General features: G+C 72.2%; 13 protein-coding genes. 7 read left to right on the top strand and 6 right to left on the bottom strand.

The features are described 5' to 3' along the window. The first annotated feature begins 16 nt into the window (after nt 1–16). From ASF71_RS15940 to ASF71_RS15915, 6 genes are all read left to right on the top strand, one after another. Nucleotides 17–649, top strand: a complete 633-nt coding sequence (locus ASF71_RS15940) for a hypothetical protein (RefSeq protein ID WP_156372874.1) — start codon at nt 17–19, stop codon at nt 647–649. 40 nt (nt 650–689) lie between these two features. Next, nucleotides 690–1,493 (top strand): CAP domain-containing protein, encoded by an 804-nt coding sequence (locus ASF71_RS15935; protein ID WP_056302144.1) that lies wholly within the window; start codon nt 690–692, stop codon nt 1,491–1,493. Nucleotides 1,494–1,761: 268 nt separating this feature from the next. Beyond that, nucleotides 1,762–2,685 carry an aldo/keto reductase family oxidoreductase gene (locus ASF71_RS15930; RefSeq protein ID WP_056302287.1) on the top strand — a complete coding sequence of 308 codons (924 nt, stop codon included), beginning with the start codon at nt 1,762–1,764 and terminating at the stop codon, nt 2,683–2,685. Between the two features lie 98 nt (nt 2,686–2,783). Continuing rightward, nucleotides 2,784–3,485, top strand: coding sequence for a S4 domain-containing protein (locus ASF71_RS15925; protein WP_056302141.1), 702 nt, complete (start codon nt 2,784–2,786; stop codon nt 3,483–3,485). Between the two features lie 94 nt (nt 3,486–3,579). After that, nucleotides 3,580–4,590, top strand: coding sequence for a cell division protein ZapE (zapE, locus tag ASF71_RS15920; RefSeq protein ID WP_056302140.1), 1,011 nt, complete (start codon nt 3,580–3,582; stop codon nt 4,588–4,590). Between the two features lie 2 nt (nt 4,591–4,592). Then, nucleotides 4,593–5,675, top strand: coding sequence for a serine hydrolase (locus ASF71_RS15915; protein ID WP_056302138.1), 1,083 nt, complete (start codon nt 4,593–4,595; stop codon nt 5,673–5,675). A 78-nt stretch (nt 5,676–5,753) separates the two neighbouring features. On the opposite strand, the gene ASF71_RS15910 is transcribed toward ASF71_RS15915, so the two are convergent. Genes ASF71_RS15910 through ASF71_RS15900 form a run of 3 tightly spaced genes read right to left on the bottom strand, consistent with a single transcriptional unit; the run spans nt 5,754 to nt 11,109 of the window. Then, a complete protein-coding gene (locus ASF71_RS15910; RefSeq protein ID WP_235514541.1) occupies nt 5,754–6,848 on the bottom strand; it encodes a hypothetical protein in 1,095 nt (364 codons plus the stop codon). Nucleotides 6,849–6,874: 26 nt separating this feature from the next. Then, a complete protein-coding gene (locus tag ASF71_RS15905; protein WP_369815008.1) occupies nt 6,875–9,784 on the bottom strand; it encodes a hypothetical protein in 2,910 nt (969 codons plus the stop codon). Then, nucleotides 9,781–11,109, bottom strand: coding sequence for a SpoIID/LytB domain-containing protein (locus tag ASF71_RS15900; protein WP_082506103.1), 1,329 nt, complete (start codon nt 11,107–11,109; stop codon nt 9,781–9,783). The genes ASF71_RS15905 and ASF71_RS15900 overlap by 4 nt, the downstream gene beginning before the upstream one ends. A 161-nt stretch (nt 11,110–11,270) precedes the next feature. On the opposite strand from ASF71_RS15900, the gene ASF71_RS15895 reads away from it, so the two are divergent. Continuing rightward, nucleotides 11,271–12,461: an FAD-dependent oxidoreductase gene (locus ASF71_RS15895; protein ID WP_056302283.1), complete on the top strand. Its 1,191-nt coding sequence runs from the start codon at nt 11,271–11,273 to the stop codon at nt 12,459–12,461. 22 nt (nt 12,462–12,483) lie between these two features. Here ASF71_RS15895 and ASF71_RS15890 read toward each other — a convergent pair whose 3' ends face one another. Genes ASF71_RS15890 through ASF71_RS15880 form a run of 3 tightly spaced genes read right to left on the bottom strand, consistent with a single transcriptional unit; the run spans nt 12,484 to nt 15,699 of the window. Then, complete coding sequence (locus tag ASF71_RS15890; RefSeq protein ID WP_056302135.1) at nt 12,484–12,822, bottom strand: hypothetical protein; 339 nt, start codon at nt 12,820–12,822, stop codon at nt 12,484–12,486. A gap of 25 nt (nt 12,823–12,847) precedes the next feature. Then, nucleotides 12,848–14,302: a glycoside hydrolase family 13 protein gene (locus ASF71_RS15885; protein WP_056302133.1), complete on the bottom strand. Its 1,455-nt coding sequence runs from the start codon at nt 14,300–14,302 to the stop codon at nt 12,848–12,850. A gap of 59 nt (nt 14,303–14,361) precedes the next feature. Beyond that, nucleotides 14,362–15,699 (bottom strand): HD domain-containing protein, encoded by a 1,338-nt coding sequence (locus ASF71_RS15880; protein WP_056302131.1) that lies wholly within the window; start codon nt 15,697–15,699, stop codon nt 14,362–14,364. Between the last annotated feature and the right edge of the window lie 18 nt (nt 15,700–15,717).

Below are 15,717 nucleotides of genomic sequence, written 5' to 3'. Positions count from 1 at the left end.
CGCTGAACCCCACACCATGACCAGACCCAGACTCTTTCCCAACTTCCGGCCCGGTGCCCTCGCCGCAGCGCTGCTGTGTGTGGGGGTACTGGGTGGGTCGGCAACCGGCCACGCGCAACGGGGCGAAGACCTCCGGCCCCCGGCCGGACCCCGCCCACCCCAGACGCAGGTCACCCTGACCCTCGCGCAGACGCGCGCGGTTCTGGCCCGCGCCGCCCAGGTCGTCACGGCCCTCGAGATCGGAGCCGTGCGCCGCGGCCCGGCCGGCCCCGAGGCCGCCTTGACCTACCAGGGCCAGGCCGTGAGCGCCGTGGGGTTCGACCTTCAGGGCAACGTGCAGCCGCTCGCCACACCGCCGCTGCCGGGGGGAGGACCGGCGGGCAAACGGCCCGGTCCCTGGGCCGCCGCGCCAGCACCACCCGCCCTCCCGGCTGCCGGAACGCCGGTCACACTGAGCGCCCAGGCGCGCGCCCGGCTGACCACGCAGGTCCGTGGGCTGTACGTCTCCGGAGCGGTCCGGGTCGCCGGGCCACAGCTGCGGATAACGCTGCTCAGCGGAGCCGTGGCCGTCGCGGAACTGCGTTTCAGGGAAGGCGGCGCGCTGCGTCCCCTGACCGCCCCCGGCGGGGAAGGCCCGGCCGGACGCTGACAGAAGGCCGTCAGGCCCGGAGCTCTAGGCTGGGAGACGAATGAACCGCCGCCTGTCTGCCCTCGCCGCCACGCTGCTGGCCACCGGCGCCGGACTGGCCCAGAACGTGGCCGATCCCGCCGCCGCCGCCCGGCACGAACTCGCCCGCTGCGGCGTGACGGCGCGCGAGACCCCCGCGCTGGGGCTGGCGGCCCGCGAGGTGCTGCGCGGCACCGAGCTGACCCGCGCCCTGATTGCTCAGGGGTACCGCGCCCACGACGCGCACGGCTGGCAGCTGACCTTCGGCGACCTTGCGGGGCTACGCCGGGCCGTGCAGGAAAGCTGTGCCCCCTGGCGCGACCTGAGCGAATACGGCCTGAGCACCGCTGGTAACCGCCTGGCCCTCATCGCTGCCACCCCTGCCCGGGTAGACCTGACCCAGAGCCGCCGCTGGCTCGGCGACTTTCTGGCGGCCACCAACCGCGCCCGCTTTCAGGGGCAGAAATGCGGCGACCGGCTTATGAACGCCGTGCCCCCCCTGAAGTGGGACGCCCGGCTGGAGGCGGCGGCGGCCCGGCAGGCGACCGACCTCGTGCGCCTGAACTTCCGGGGCCACGTCAACCCGCAGGACGGCAGCACGCCGCTGGACCGCGCGGCCGCCTACGGCTTCCGGGGCAGCGTGGGCGAAAACCTCTCCTACGGCCCGGTCACGGCGCAGGAGGCCGTACAGAGCCTGCTGGGCAGCCCCGGCCACTGCGAAAACCTGATGAGCCCGGCCTGGACCCTGTTCGGCGGCGCGGTGAACAACGGCGCGGCGGCCACGCTGTTTCCGACCTACTGGGTGCAGGTGTTCGGCGGGCCGTAGGAATCGCGCGGCCACTGTCGTCCCGGAGCAGAGTTCCAGATGCAGAGGCGCAACAGCAGAGCGCCGGCTTTCTCCTCTCTATTCTCTCGGGCACCCAGCCCGGCCTCCTGCGACGTCTTTTCTCCGGCCGGGGCTCTAAAGGCGGTGTGAAGGTGCGGCGCGGCGCGGTGCCGGGGGCCGGCGTGCTTCAATGCGGGCGCCCGAAACCCAGCAGGTCCGCGCGCGGCGCCGCACCCCGGTGCCCACTTTTTCTTCAGGGGGACAGACCATGAGAACCATCAAACTCGGCACCAGCGACCTCGACGTTCCGGTGGTGGCGGTCGGCTGTATGCGTATCGACTCGCTCGACAGTGCCCAGGCGCAGGCCTTCGTGGGCGCGTCGGTGGAAGCGGGCGCCAACTTCTTCGACCACGCCGACATCTACGGCAAGGGCCGCTGCGAGGAGATCTTCGCGGAGGCCGTGGGGGCCCTCGGGCTGCGGCGCGACCAGATGCTGCTCCAGTCCAAGTGCGGCATCCGGCAGGACGTTCAGACCTTCGACTTCAGCAGGGAGCACATCCTGGCCTCGGTGGACGGCATCCTGAAACGCCTGAAGACCGATTACCTCGACGTGCTGCTGCTGCACCGCCCTGACACGCTGGTCGAGCCCGAAGAAGTGGCGGCCGCCTTCGACGAACTGGAGCAGGCCGGCAAGGTGCGCCACTTCGGCGTGTCGAATCAGCATCCCTACCAGATGGAGCTGCTGAAGAGGTACGTACGTCAGCCCCTGGTCGCCAACCAGCTTCAGCTCGGCATCATGCACACGGGCATGATCGACAGCGGCATCAACGTGAACATGACCAACCCGGCCTCGGTGGATCACGACGGCGGCATTCTGGACTACTGCCGCCTGAACGACGTGACCATCCAGCCCTGGTCGCCCTTTCAGTTCGGCTTTTTCGAGGGCGTGTTCCTCGACAACCCCAAATTCCCCGAGCTGAACGCCGAGATCGACCGCGTGGCGGCTACGCACGGCGTGAGCAACACGACCATTGCTGTCGCGTGGCTGCTGCGTCACCCCGCAAAGATGCAGCCCGTGACCGGCACCATGAACATCGGGCGCCTGCGCGACTGTGCCAGGGCCGCCGAGATCACGCTGTCACGCGAGGACTGGTACGGTATCTACCGCGCCGCCGGCAACAAGCTGCCCTGACCGGGCCACTGGGCGCTGACCCGCTTCCACCACGCCCCCCTTCAGGCTCCCTTGCCCTGGGGGGCGTTCGCCGTGCAGGCTGCTCTAGAGTGGCGGGCATGAAGCAGAAGCTCTCTACCCTGGTGGCCCAGGCGCGCGGCGGGCGCGTGGTCCGTACGCCCTTCGTGGACGGCGACGAGATCGACCGCCGCCTGCTGCAGGACGACGAGGTCCACCACAAGTTCGCGGGCGGTTTCCCCGACGCCCGGCGCGTGATCCTGACCCTGTACCCCGCCCACATCCCCGAGGTCGATTCGGGCGTGGCCGTGTGGCGCGTGACCCCGGCCCCCGGCGGCCCCGGCTGGGACCTCCAGGACTTTTCGGTGCACCTGCGCCGGCTCGAACTGAACGAGGAGCAGCTCGGCGACGTGCGAGAGGAACGCGGCGGAGCCTTCCTGATCGCCGCGACTGGCAAGGCGGCACAGGCCCTGGGGGACCTCACCGAGCTCGGTGGGCGCGAGGTCGAGGTCGAGGAAGTCGGCGAGACGGCCGGCAAGGGCAGCAAGGTGCGCGAGGTCGTGGTGCCGTCCATGCGGGTGGACGTGGTGGGAGCCAAGGGCTTCGGGGTCAGCCGCGCGTACTTCCAGCAGGGCATCGACGGCGGCAAGGTCCGCCTCAACGGCCAGCCGGCCCGCTCCAGCAGCGAGATCCGCGAGGGCGACAGCCTCAGCGCCGACGGCCTGGGCCGCATCGACTTCAAGCGGGTCGTGAACGAGACGCGCCGGGGCAACTTCAAGGTAGAGCTGGACGTGCACAGGTGAGAAGAATTCCGGCGAGAGAGGTGGTCCATCGCCCCGAACTGCGGGCGGAGCGGCCCGAAGACAACCGGGTTCCGGGCGTTCACCCGGACTCTCTATGATCGACCTGCTGGCCCGCGACCCGCAGGTGTCGCCCGAGGAGATGAGCGGCGGCCTGGTGCCCAGCGCCCGGTTCGCGGACGTGAGCTTCGGCAACTACCGCCCCAATCCCGAGTACCCCAGCCAGACCCAGGCCCGCGACGACCTCCAGACGTTCGTGCAGGGCGCGCGCCAGACCCAGCCGGGCGGGTGGCGACTGTTCCGGCGCGCGCGGCCGGGGGGGCGGGGCCTGTACCTCGACGGCGGGTTCGGGGTCGGCAAGACTCACCTGCTCGCCAGCGCGTACCACGCCAGCGGCGGTAAGCGCGCCCTCATGAGCTTCCAGGACCTGATGTATCTCATCGGGGCACTGGGCATGACCCGCGCGGTGGATACCTTCAAGGACCACGACCTGCTGCTCATCGACGAGTTCGAGCTCGACGACCCCGGCAACACGCACATGGCGAACACCTTCCTGGGCGGAGTCATGCCCGGCGGGACCAGCGTGGTCGCCACGAGCAACACCGAGCCCGGCGCGCTGGGACAGGGCCGTTTCAACGCGGGCGACTTCCAGCGCCAGATTCAGGGCATCGCCGGCCGCTTCTCGCCGCACCGGGTTGAGGGACCGGACTACCGCCAGCGCGGCACCGTCCCCGAGGAACCGCTCTCGGCGGCCGAGTACGCCGCCTGGACCGGGCGGCAAGACCCCGACACGCTGGCGCCCGTCACGCAGCGCGACCTGGGCCGGCACCTGCTGGACGTCCACCCCAGCCGGTTCGCCGCGATGCTGGAGGGGGTCGGCGCGCTGGCGGTCACGGACCTGCGCCCCATGCCCGACCAGAACACGGCGCTGCGCTTCGTTCATTTCGTGGACAAGCTCTACGACCTCGGGATTCCGGCGGCCTTCACCGGGGCGCCGCTGGGCACGCTGTTCGACGAGACCTACCGCCACGGCGCCTACGCCAAGAAGTACAGCCGGGCGCTGAGCCGCCTCTCCGAGCTGCTGCGCGAGGCCCGCGCCAGAACCTGAAGATGTTTCGCCGCGACCCCCTGCGCACCCGCCTGGCCGAGGTAGCCGATCTGCTGGACCTGGGTCCGGCACAGGGCGGAGTGCTGCCGGCGGTCGTGCGCGCCGCGTTGCCGCGCGGGGGCGTGCTGGGCGTGTCGCGCGCAGGCACCCGGCTGCTCGTCCCAGTGGGCGGCGTCCCTACGGCGGGCGTCTTCGAGCTGGCGAGCGTGACCAAGCCCTTCACGGCGGCGCTCGCCTCGGCGCTGGTGACGCGCGGGGCGCTGGACTGGGACACGCCGCTGCGCCGGCTGGGGGGACCTCTGCGGGGGCTGCCCCTCCATTTCACCGCGCGGAGGCTCGCGGTCCACACCGCCGGAGTACCGGGCCATCCGGCGCGGGCGGCCCTGACCTCCCTGACCCATTTTCACGATCCCTACGGCCGCATGACGGGCGCGCAGGCTCTGGCGAGTGCGCGGCGCTGGAGCCGCGAGACCCGGCCCCCCACCTTCTTGTACTCGAACCTGAGCGTGGGCGTGCTGGCCCTGGCCCTGGCCCACGCGGCGGGCGAGGACCTGTCGGCGGCGGGCTATGGTGCGGCGCTCGCGCGGTACGTCACCGGTCCGCTGGGCCTGCCGCGCACCGGACTGCGCCCCCCGCCGGGCGAACTCGTCACCCCACGCGGCCTGCTGGGCGGCAGCGAGGCGACCGGCTTCGGGCCCCTGGCGGGCGCCGGAGGGCTGTTCGCGCCGGCGGCCGACCTCCTGACCTTCGGCGAGGCGCACCTGTCGGGCGCGGCGGGCGAGCACTGGAAGGCAGGCGAACACCCGCGCGGTCTACCCCTACCGCGCGCCGGGGCCACGCCGGGCTGGTTCATCACGCCGCCGCCCGGCCCGGCGACCCCGGAGGCCGGGTGGCCCCGCTGGCACGACGGCGTGGCGCGCGGCACCCGCACAGCGCTGGGCTTCTCGCCTGCCAGCGGTGCCGTGGTCACGGTCCTGGCACGCGGCGGCCTGTCCCTGCTGGGCACGCGGAACGCGGCCCCAGCCCTCGCCCTGCTGCTGCTGGGGGCAGCTGTACCGCCACTGACGGCAAGCAGCCAGGGGTAACGCGGCCTCTCGCCTGGCGCTAGCCGCAGCAGGATCAGCGGCTGGTCCTGTTCCTGCTTCCCGCGACCTCAGCCACGTTCACGGCACCAGCCACGTCACCGAGCGCGCGTCGTTCAGGTTGCCCAGCAGCAGAGCGGGTGACCAGTTGTTCTGGTTCAGGCCCAGCACGGTGTCGTAGCGCGTCAGGGTGCCGGGGGTCAGGGTGTAGAGGCCGCCGCTGAGGTCCAGGGTGACGTCGCGTAGGTTAGAGAAGTTATCGACGGTGGGCGCGGGCGTGGTGCGGGTGCCGTCCCACAGGCGCAGGGGCTCGCTGCCGGTGCCGCTCAGAGCATTGTCGCGCCACGCCGCCAGCAGGGTGCGCGTGCCGCTGATCCCGGCCCACAACCGGTCCACCCGCGTGCCTCCGAAGGCCGCTACCGCGTTCTGAGTGTCGGGCACGCCGGTTGCCAGCAGGGGCCGCACCCCCGAATCGGTCGCCGCATAGATGAGGTCCCCCGACGGCGCGAGGTCGCGGATGCTGGCGCTGGGTTGCGGGTTGCCCACCAGCGGCGTGCCGTCCTGAATGGGGTCGTTCAGGGGCCGGGTGGTGACCACCACGACCTCGCTGCCGCCTCGCAGCGCTGCGCGCGACACGATCCCCGTGTCGCCGCGCACTGCGAGGCGGGTGGGCGGGGTGTCGGTTTCCGGAATGGGCGGGGTCACACTCAGAGTGGTCGTCCATACCAGGCTGCGGTCGGCACGGTATAAGGCCAGGGTCTGTGGACCGTTCGTCACGCACTGGCTCAGGGTGAGCAGGCGGTCGCGCGCCGCGCTCTGGGCCGTCTGGGTCAGGCAGGGAGTGGGGGTCAGGGGAGCGAAGGGCTGCGAATCGTTCAGGTCCACGCCGCGCTGCTCGATGCCCACCGCGCGGGTCAGGGCGAGCGAGCGTCCGCCGCTCAGGGTGGCGAGGTCCACCCCGCCCTCGACCGCCACAGGCCCCTGAAGACTGGTCGGCCGGGGTTGATCCGACGCCTTCAGATCTTTCAGGTCCAGATACCCCAACGACGTGCCGCCCCCATTCAGGACAGCCAGGCGCGTTCCGGACACATTCTCCTCCACGAGGCCAGTGCAGGCGCTCAGCAGCCCCGTCAGCAGGGCACAGGCGGCGAGGGTCGAGCGGCGGATGATGGGCATGGGCAAAACCTCCGGCGGGTCCAGGTTCAGGGGGTGGGGGTAAGGAGGGGAAGCTGCGTGCCGGTGGCGTCGAGATTGAAGAGGGGGTAGTACTGCCCCGGCAGCCCCACCGCGATGCGGTAGCGGCCCTGGATCAGGTTGGCCTCGGCCTGCAGCACCCAGCAGCAGCGGTCGATGGTTAGGCCGACGACCGGCGCCGGGCGCGCGTCGCCCTGGCGCACCCCGTTGACGTAGGTCAGGGTCTGTTCCAGGCTGGCCGTCAGGTAGGCGCCGGGCTTGCGGGCGTCCCCCAGGGCCACCCCGGCGCGCAGCGGCGTGAAGGTCAGGGTGTCGGTGGCGAGGTCCTCGCTGGCGCGGTTACGCAGGTAGGTCGCGTTGCCCGACAGCGAGAAGCGCCCGCGCTGCCACGCCGCGTTCAGGCTGGCCTGCGAGAACTCGGTGCGGGTCTGGTCCAGGCCCGGCAGGTTCAGCGAGGCGGCAGCACTCAGACGCTGGCCCGGCCGCGTGAGGTTCAGCGACCCGGTGACCTGGGGCTTGGTGAATCCCAGGCGGCGCAGATCGTAGGGGCCGCCGTAGGTGAGCTGCCAGTTGTCGGCCGTGCCCGCCAGGTTGCCCACGCTGAAGGTCACTCGGCCACTGTCGGTCGCCGTATCGGTTCGTTCGAGCGTCAGGTCGTGCGCGGTCGAGACGGTGTACCCGCGCCAGGTCAGGCTGTGACTGCCGGACAGGCGCGGAAAGGCGACGCCCAGTGTCTCGTTGCCCGACACGCTGACCGGGTTCAGGACCGTATCACGGGTGGTCACGGCGCTGTAGCGCGCGCTGACGCTGGTGAGTTCCTTGGCGGGCTGCCGCACGTCATAGACGCCGGTCACAGTAAAGGCGTTGGTGCGCACCGCGCTGGCGACGGTGGCGGCGACCGTGACCGGCTGAACGCCGGTGGGGGCCTGATACCCGCCCGAGGCGCTCAGCGTCACCCTGGGGAAGGGCCACGCACTGCTGCGCGCGTAGTAGGCCGGACGCTCAGGGCGTGCGGGAGTGGTGGGCGTGGCCGGCACCGCCGGGACGGCGGGCACCAGCGTCAGGCGGTTCGAGTCGGGGTCGCCTACCGTGAAGTTGTAACTCAGGCTGGTCAGGTCGCCGGTCGCGAAGTTGTAGTCCAGCGCGTAGCTGGCGTTCACGGGCCGGCGGGTCACGCCCGCCGTCACGTTCAGGGTTTCGTTGCGCACCGCCGCACCGGTCAGGCTGCTCTGCTTGAAGGCGTCGCGCCGGTAGGTCGCCCCAAAGGTCGAGCCCCGCGTGGGCACGGTACTGACCGTAACCTCCAGCGGAGCCGTGAGAAGCTGCGGCACCGAGTCGAAGGTAAATGGACTCGTACCCTCCAGGCGGGTGTATTCCTGCTTGACACTGAAGGTGTTCGTTCCTGCCCAGCGCCGCGTCAGGGAGCCCGCGAGCCGGAGTTGCACCGTGCGCCCGCCTGTGCCGTAGTAGCGCCCGACAAAGGAGTTGGTCAGGCGCAGTTCGGTGTCGGGGCCGAGCGGGCGGGTCAGGCTGATCTCGTGGGCCTCCTCGAGCCGGGTGGTCGTGACGTTCGGGCCGGCCGCGCTGGCCGAGGGCGACAGGGCGTTGCTGCCCGCCGTGTACTCGCCGCCCGTGAGCTTGATGTCAACGTTCACGTCGCCCACCGTGAAGGGCCGGGGGTCCAGCACGACCTCCTTGCGCTGGTACGGATCGCTGACAGCCGTGGTCGGCTCCGGTCCCAGGCGGTCGAGGTAGGTCAGGGCGGCCGTGAACCGGGGATACTCGACCCGCGCGCCGAAGTTGACAGTGGTCACGCCCCGGCCGAGATCGGTGGCTGCGCGCCCGATGTCGCGGCGCGTCACAGTCAGGCTGTAGTCCAGCCCCCCCGAGCCGGACGTGCTGAAGCCGCCCGCAGCCGAGGTCCCGGTCGCCAGCGGCAGCGGAATACGCCCCTTCGCGCCGAAGTTCAGGTCGATGTCGTAGCCCTCACGCGGGGTGCCGTCGGCACCAAAGGGCGCAGGCAGCGCCAGCCCGTACAGGTCGAGGCGGTCCACCCAGCTCAGGGGCGCGTAGGCCCGCAGGTCCACTCCGCCGCCCAGACTGGGGCTGCGGTTCTGGTAGTAGCGCAGCAGGGTCGTGCCCAGCACGCTGCTGCCGATGCTAAAGGGCAGGTCAGCCTCGATACTCACGCCGTCGGGCGCGCCGTTGCCGACCACCAGCCGGGGCTGCCGCGCCTGGTCGTTGAGTGGCAGGACAATCACCGGCAGGTACAGCACCGGCACATCGGCCAGGAGCAACTGCGCGCGGTAGGCCACCAGCCGGTCGCCGGGATACACGAGCAGCCGCTCGGCCCGGAAGGCGTAGTCGTTGGGGGTGCGCCCACACTTGGCACAGGGCGTGAAATACCCGCTGCGGGCGCGCAGCTGCCCCGGCACCCGCTCGACCTCCGCGCCCCGGATCTCGAGCTGGCTGTCGCTGATGAGCACGTCGCGCCCGGTAAGCGCCTCGCTGCCCAGGTCCACGACCAGATTCTCGCCCTGGAGGTCCTGGCCGTCCTTCGCCGTGCGGTAGGTCGCCGAGCCCACGAGGACGAGCGTGCGCCGCGTGCGGTTGAACTCGACCCGTGTGGCACGCACCACGTCGTCGTCGATGCGCAGCTCGGCCGGGGCGTCGGCCGTGCCGCTGATGATCACGAGTTCCTGGTCGTCCTGGTTACGCAGCTCCAGGGTGGCCGCCGCCACGATACGGACCGTGCGCGCCTGCGCCGTGCCCAGCACCAGGGCGCCCAGCGCCGCGAGCGACAGCAGCCGGCCGGCCTGCGCCAGTCCACGCGGCGTGAGCCGGAAACGCCGGACCCGTGCGGGCCGCGCCGCCTGCAATGCGCCGGACGGTCCGGCCGCGGCCGGGCGCTTCCTCACTCGCTCGCCCAGGCCGGGGTGGCCGGGGCGTAGGCCGTGAGCAGCTCCGCGCCCTGCGCGGGCGTGCAGGCCAGGGAGGCGGCCGGCAGGGGCGCCGGCTGGGCGGCTAGGCCTTCAGAAGCCGCGCTCAGCCCCGGCAGCGGCGCGGCGGCGGCCAGGCGGGCCTGCCCCCGGTCCACACCCGCCAGAACACTCAGGACCGTCCCCGGATAGTAGAAGCCGAGCATGTGCAGGTGGTCGTAGCCCTGACGTGCCAGGCCCAGGGCTCCGTACTGCGAGAGGCCGACGCCGTGTCCCTGCCCGGCTCCCTCGACAATGAGCGGATTCAGACCCGTGAGGACCGCCCGGCTGCTCCCCGCCCCCAGCGAACGGATGAAGCCCCCGGCGTCGGCGCCGCTGACCTTCGCGCTGCCCGTGGCCCCGGAAAAGGTGATCTCCTGCGGGCGGCCCGAGGGCGACTGCCGGGTCACGGCGACCGATTTCAGGGTGCCCACCCGCACGCCGTAGCGCGCGGCGATGTCCTGCACGCGCGCCAGCGGAATCTCCAGGCGCCAGCGCGCGCGCGGCCCGCCGGCCGAGAAGGGGTCGGCCTGGGCGATCAGGTACGGGGCGGGGCTACCCCAGACCTCGGCGCTCGACGCCGTGTACCCACCCGAATCGCTGGAAAAGTAGGTGCTGGCCGCCTTGCCGCCGTAGGACACGACCTGCCCGGCCGTCGCGCGGATGGCCGCGTCGGTCTGGGCCTTTTCGGCCGCCACGCCGCCGTAGACCTGACAGCTCTCGGTGGCGCAGGTGTCGTAGGCGGCCTTGGGATTGATCCGCGCCGCGACGTAGGTCCGCGCGATGACCGCCTGCGCCGCCAGGGCGGGCGCAGGCCAGCTCGCCGGCATCTCGGAGGCGACCACGCCGCGCAGATAGTCCTCGACGTCCACCACGTTGACGGCCTGCACGCCGCCGCGTACGGCCCGCAGCAGCACGCCGCCCCGGTAGGTCCTGCCGGCGATCTCGACCGTGCTGCCGGGGGCGGGCGGCAGGTACAGCGTGGCGCCGCCCGCGTCCTGGCCCCCCAGGGTCAGGCGCTCACCCTGCGCGCCCACCCGCCAGGCGTCGCCCTGCGGCTTGGCCGGGCCGGGAGAAGGCAACGCCGGGGCCAGCCCGGCAGCCTGACCGGCCGCAGCCGGGGCCGAGACGCGGACCGTGACCTGCGGGGCCGAGACGACGAGCACCCGCACGTTGAGCGCCGTGGCGGCAGACAGGGCGGCCGATGCGGCCAGACTCAGCCCGAGCAGCAGCCGGGCGGGCGAGACGCGAAAGAGACCAGGCATGAATGCAGCGAGTATAAAGACTCTGGACTGTGCCGCTTCTGACAGGGCGGTGAGGCGGTCTCATGTGAGGGCGCGGGCGCGCGGCGGCCCATCCCCGTTCCGGGGTCCGGATGAAGGACCGGCGTGCCGGCTCTGCCCCGCTTTCCTCCATCATGCTGTCCATGACTGTTCCTTCCGGTTCGCCGCCCGGCTCCCCCCGCCGGGGCCAGGTGTGGGCACATGTGGGCCAGCCCTTTACCGAGACCGCCTACGACGTGGTAGTGGTCGGGGCCGGGCGCATGGGGGCCTTCTGCGCGCGTGAGCTGCGGCGGCTGGCGCCCGAACTGCGGCTGCTGCTCGTGGAGGAGGGCGGCCTGCCCAACGAGGAGGGGGCGACCCTGCTGGCGCCCGGCGTGTGGACCACCCACGACGTGCCGGCGGGCCGCGAGGCCGAGGCGGCCTGGACCCGCGCGCAGCTGGCCGGGTCTCTGGGCGACGTGCAGTTCCGGGCCGCGCCGCTGGCTGAATTGAGCGCCGACCCCTGCCTGGACCCCCGGCCCACCGCCGAGGCGCTGGCCGACTTTCCGGAGGCGCTGGCCCTGCTGGACCCCGGCGCCCTGCCCTGGGCGCGGCTGGACCCCGGCGCGGCGACCTTCCGGCCGGGCGCGGTGGCCCTGAACGCCGCGCAGGAGGCAGTGCGCCTGGGGGCCGACCTGCTGCTCAACACCCGCGCCTGCCCCGGCCCCAGCGGCAGCGTGACGCTGGAGCGCCTGAGCGTCACCAACCTGCACGAGGTCGTGGTCCACGAGCGCCGCGCCGTGCAGGCCGCCCAGATCGTACTCGCGGTGGGGGCGGCGGGCGCCGCGCTGGCCGAGCACGGCCTCGGGGTCCACACCGCGCACGGCCGCGCCTACCGGCAGGCACCCCGGCTGGAGCAGCCGACCGGAGAGGCGGCACCTACCCTGCGCGTAGGCGGCCTGACGCTGCGGCCCCAGGCGGGCGGCTGGACCCTGGTGCCGGCCATCTGGCACCGCGACCCGCAGGGCTACGTGCCGGTGGGCGGCCTGCTGACCGGCGTGCCCACGGGCCTGCGCCGCGAGACCCTGGAGGACCTCGTGGCGCTGATGGACGCCGTGCCCGCTCTGGCCGGCGAGGGCCTGGGCCTGGGCCGCAGCCTGAGTGACGTGCCCGGCGCGTGGCTGGCCCTGCCGCACGGACGCCCGGACACCCCCCCGCTGTGGCAGCGGCTGGACGGCGCCTACACCCTGCTGCTGGGCGGCCCGCTGGCCGACGTGCTGGGCCTGAGCGCGGCGCATGAGCTGGCGGCGGAACTGGCAGGTGTGCAGGACCGGCCCTGGGCCCAGGCGGACTGAGGACCGGTCCCGACGCCGGACATCACTCCGGGCAGAAGACCCGGATGTCGTCCAGTGTGTTTTCGGCCACCGCGCCCACACCGGGCCGCCCGACGAAGGGCAGCAGGACCGCGACCACCTCCTCGCGGGCGACCTGCCCGGAGACCCGCGCCAGATGTCCCAGCGCCAGCGCCGCCGCCACGTGCAGGGCCTCGTCCGGACCGCGCAGGGTGGCCACGAACAGTCGCTGTTTCCAGGCACTCTCGTCGGGCGCGAGTGAGAGGCGCAGCAGCAGCGCGGAGCGTTCGCCGGGCGGCAGGGCGTGGGCAAGGAGAGGCTCGCCCTCTTCCCTCGTCAATGGGGTCAGTTCCTCGTACACCATGCGTTTCTCGCCCAGGCCGCCACTCTCAGGCCGGGACCAGCACCACGGCGCCGCGTGCGGGCACGTCCACCTCGGCACCCACCTGCAGGGCGTGGGTCTGGCCAGTCAGCACGTCACGGTAGGTGCCGGCACGCAGGTCACCCAGCGGCAGGCGGGCCGGCTGCTGGCCGGTGTTCAGGGCGACATGCGCCGCCTGACCGTCCAGACGGCGGGCGTACACCAGCGTCCCCCCCTGCGCGTGCGTCACGTGAAAGTCGCCGCGTTGCAGTTCGCGGCTGGCGTGCCGGGCGGCGGTCAGGTGACGGGTCAGGGCCAGCGTGGCGTGGTCCCACCCCGCCTCGTCCCAGGGAAAGGCGCGGCGGCAGTCGGGGTCGGGCCCGCCGGGCAGGCCGATCTCGCCGCCGTAGTAGATGCAGGGCGCGCCCAGATAGGTCATCTGAAAGGTGACGGCCAGCCGGTGCGCCGTCGCGTCGCCGCCCACCGCGCTGATGAAGCGGGCCGTGTCGTGCGAGTCGAGCAGGTTGAGCTGCGCGCGCACGATGTCGGGATGGTACATACGCGTGACTTCGCCCATGCGTGCGGCGAAGGCGGCGGCGTCCATCGGCTCGACCCGGCCGGTGCCGCTGCGCTCGTTCATAGCGTGGTCCAGCGTATGCGCGCCGAAAAAGGACAGGCAGGGCCGGGTGAAGTGGTAGTTCATCACGGCGTCGAACTGGTCGCCCTGCAACCAGCGGTGAGCGTCCCCCCAGATCTCCCCGACGATGTAGGCCTCGGGGTTGATCGCCTTGACCCGGCGGCGGAACTCCTGCCAGAAGGAATCGTCGTCGATCTCGTTGGGCACGTCCAGCCGCCAGCCGTCGATGCCGAACCTGATCCAGTATTCGGCCACCGACCACAGGAACTCGCGTACGGCGGGGTTCGCCGTGTTGAACTTGGGCAGCGCGCGGTTGCCCCACCACGCCGCGTACCCGGCCGGGCGGGTGTCGTCGTAGGCCTGGAGCGGCCAGCCCTCGACATGGAACCAGTCGCGGTAGGCGCTCGCCTCGCCCTGTTCCAGCAGGTCGTTGAACTGAAAAAAGCCCCGGCTGGAGTGGTTGAACACCCCGTCGAGCACCACCTTGATGCCCCGGCGGTGCGCCTCGTCGATCAGGAACCGCAGCGCCTCGTTGCCGCCCAGCATGGGGTCGACCTGAAGGTAGTCGTGGGTGTGGTAGCGGTGGTTGGACGCCGACTGGAACACCGGACAGAAGTAGATGGCCGTGACCCCGAGGCTCTGGATGTAGTCCAGCTTGGCGCTCACGCCCCACAGGTCGCCGCCCATGTAGCGGTGAAACTCAGGCGCCTCGCCCCAGGGTTGCAGGTTCAGGCCACCCACGCGCCCGCTGCGGGCGAAGCGGTCAGGGAAAATCTGGTAGAAGACGGCGTCTCCGACCCAGTCAGGGGTAAGGGGGTGGGCGTCGCGCGAGTGGTCGTGGCTCATCCTGCGCGGCAGGATACCGGGAACCCCTTCCACGGCTCTTACGGCCAGGGAGGCCGCGTCTAGTCAGCCGGAAGCGTCTGTGCCTGGGACCCGCCTGCCGGGTGCGCCGCGTCCCAGGCGCGGACCCAGGCCGGGGCCGCTTCGGGGGTCTGCACCTCGCCCATCGCCCGCGCCTCGGCCAGGGCGCGCAGCACCTCGCCCACGCGGGGCCCTGGCCTCAGCGAGAGCAGGGCCATCACGTCTTCTCCGGTCAGCAGGGGCGCGGGCGCGGCGGGCTGCTCCTCCAGGGCCTCCAACACGCGGCTCATGGCGAGCATGTAGGCGTACCGCCCCTGCGGCGAACTGTCCTTGCCCCGCGCCGCCTCGCGGTCGGCGAGCATCACGCTCAGCAGGTCGGGCAGCAGGGCACGGCGGCGGTGGGCGAAGCGCCGGGCCGAGAGGTCGTCGGCCGGCAACTGGGCCATGTGGGCGCCGACGAGTTGCGCGGCGTACCGGACCTCGTCGCCGGGCAGCTTCAGGCGGGTCAGCATCTGGGTGGTCAGGGCCGCGCCCACCTTGTCGTGGCCGTAGAAGGTGCGCCGGCCCGTCTTGGGATTGCGGTCCAGGGTGCGCGGCTTGCCCACATCGTGCAGCAGCGCCGCCCAGCGTAGGGGCAGCGGAGCGTCCGGGGCGCGCGCCAGGAGCTGATGCAGCGCCTCGATACCGTGCTCGAACACGTCGAGATGATGAAATCCCCCCTGCGTGATGCCCTGGCCCTCGCGCAGCTCGGGCAGGGTCAGGGCCAACAGACCGAGGTCCTCCAGGGTCAGCAGACCGCGTGCCGCCTCGGGCGCGGCGAGCAGCGTCTGCACCTCGTCGCGGACGCGCTCGGCCGCTGGCATCAGCAGCGTGCCCGACGCGAGATCGGCGGCGACCCGGCGCACGGCGGCCTCGGTCCCGGTCTCCAGCCTGAACCCCAGCGTGACCATGAACCGGGCGGCCCGCCAAGCCCGCAGCGGGTCGGCGCGCAGATTGGCCTCCGACACCATGCGCAGCCGGCCCGCCCGCAGGTCCGCGCGCCCGCCCGTAGGGTCAAGCAGTTCACGCGCGGCGTTCAGGCCCAGGGCGTTCACGGTAAAGTCGCGCCGCAGCAGATCCTCGTTCATGTCCGGCGGCAGCGGCACGAAATCGTGCTCGGTGGCGTCCGGCGATTTCACCCGCCAGTAGCCGCGCACCTCGTCGAGGGGAAAGACCGCCCCGCCCAGCCGCGCCGCGAGCTCCCGCGCCGCCGCCGCCGGGTCGGGCACCGCCCAGTCGAAATCGTGGGGGGTCACGCCGCGCAGCCAGTCGCGCACTGCTCCGCCCACCAGCAGGGCACCGGGGGGAAAGGGCGGCAGGACAGGACGGCGGCGAAACATGCGGTCATGCTAGGAGGG

It is taken from the genome of Deinococcus sp. Leaf326 (assembly GCF_001424185.1).
In the GTDB taxonomy this organism is placed as follows: Bacteria; Deinococcota; Deinococci; order Deinococcales; family Deinococcaceae; genus Deinococcus.
The sequence above is the reverse complement of the archived record's forward strand: the minus strand, read 5'-3'. Positions and strand labels throughout refer to the sequence as shown.

Bases quoted from the DNA above. Each gene is read 5' to 3' on its own strand.
- ASF71_RS15940 (WP_156372874.1), top strand. From the start codon at position 17: ATGACCAGACCCAGACTCTTTCCCAACTTCCGGCCCGGTGCCCTCGCC.
- ASF71_RS15935 (WP_056302144.1), top strand. From the start codon at position 690: ATGAACCGCCGCCTGTCTGCCCTCGCCGCCACGCTGCTGGCCACCGGC.
- ASF71_RS15930 (WP_056302287.1), top strand. From the start codon at position 1,762: ATGAGAACCATCAAACTCGGCACCAGCGACCTCGACGTTCCGGTGGTG.
- ASF71_RS15925 (WP_056302141.1), top strand. From the start codon at position 2,784: ATGAAGCAGAAGCTCTCTACCCTGGTGGCCCAGGCGCGCGGCGGGCGC.
- zapE (WP_056302140.1), top strand. From the start codon at position 3,580: ATGATCGACCTGCTGGCCCGCGACCCGCAGGTGTCGCCCGAGGAGATG.
- ASF71_RS15915 (WP_056302138.1), top strand. From the start codon at position 4,593: ATGTTTCGCCGCGACCCCCTGCGCACCCGCCTGGCCGAGGTAGCCGAT.
- ASF71_RS15910 (WP_235514541.1), bottom strand. From the start codon at position 6,848: ATGCCCATCATCCGCCGCTCGACCCTCGCCGCCTGTGCCCTGCTGACG.
- ASF71_RS15900 (WP_082506103.1), bottom strand. From the start codon at position 11,109: ATGCCTGGTCTCTTTCGCGTCTCGCCCGCCCGGCTGCTGCTCGGGCTG.
- ASF71_RS15895 (WP_056302283.1), top strand. From the start codon at position 11,271: ATGACTGTTCCTTCCGGTTCGCCGCCCGGCTCCCCCCGCCGGGGCCAG.
- ASF71_RS15890 (WP_056302135.1), bottom strand. From the start codon at position 12,822: ATGGTGTACGAGGAACTGACCCCATTGACGAGGGAAGAGGGCGAGCCT.
- ASF71_RS15885 (WP_056302133.1), bottom strand. From the start codon at position 14,302: ATGAGCCACGACCACTCGCGCGACGCCCACCCCCTTACCCCTGACTGG.
- ASF71_RS15880 (WP_056302131.1), bottom strand. From the start codon at position 15,699: ATGTTTCGCCGCCGTCCTGTCCTGCCGCCCTTTCCCCCCGGTGCCCTG.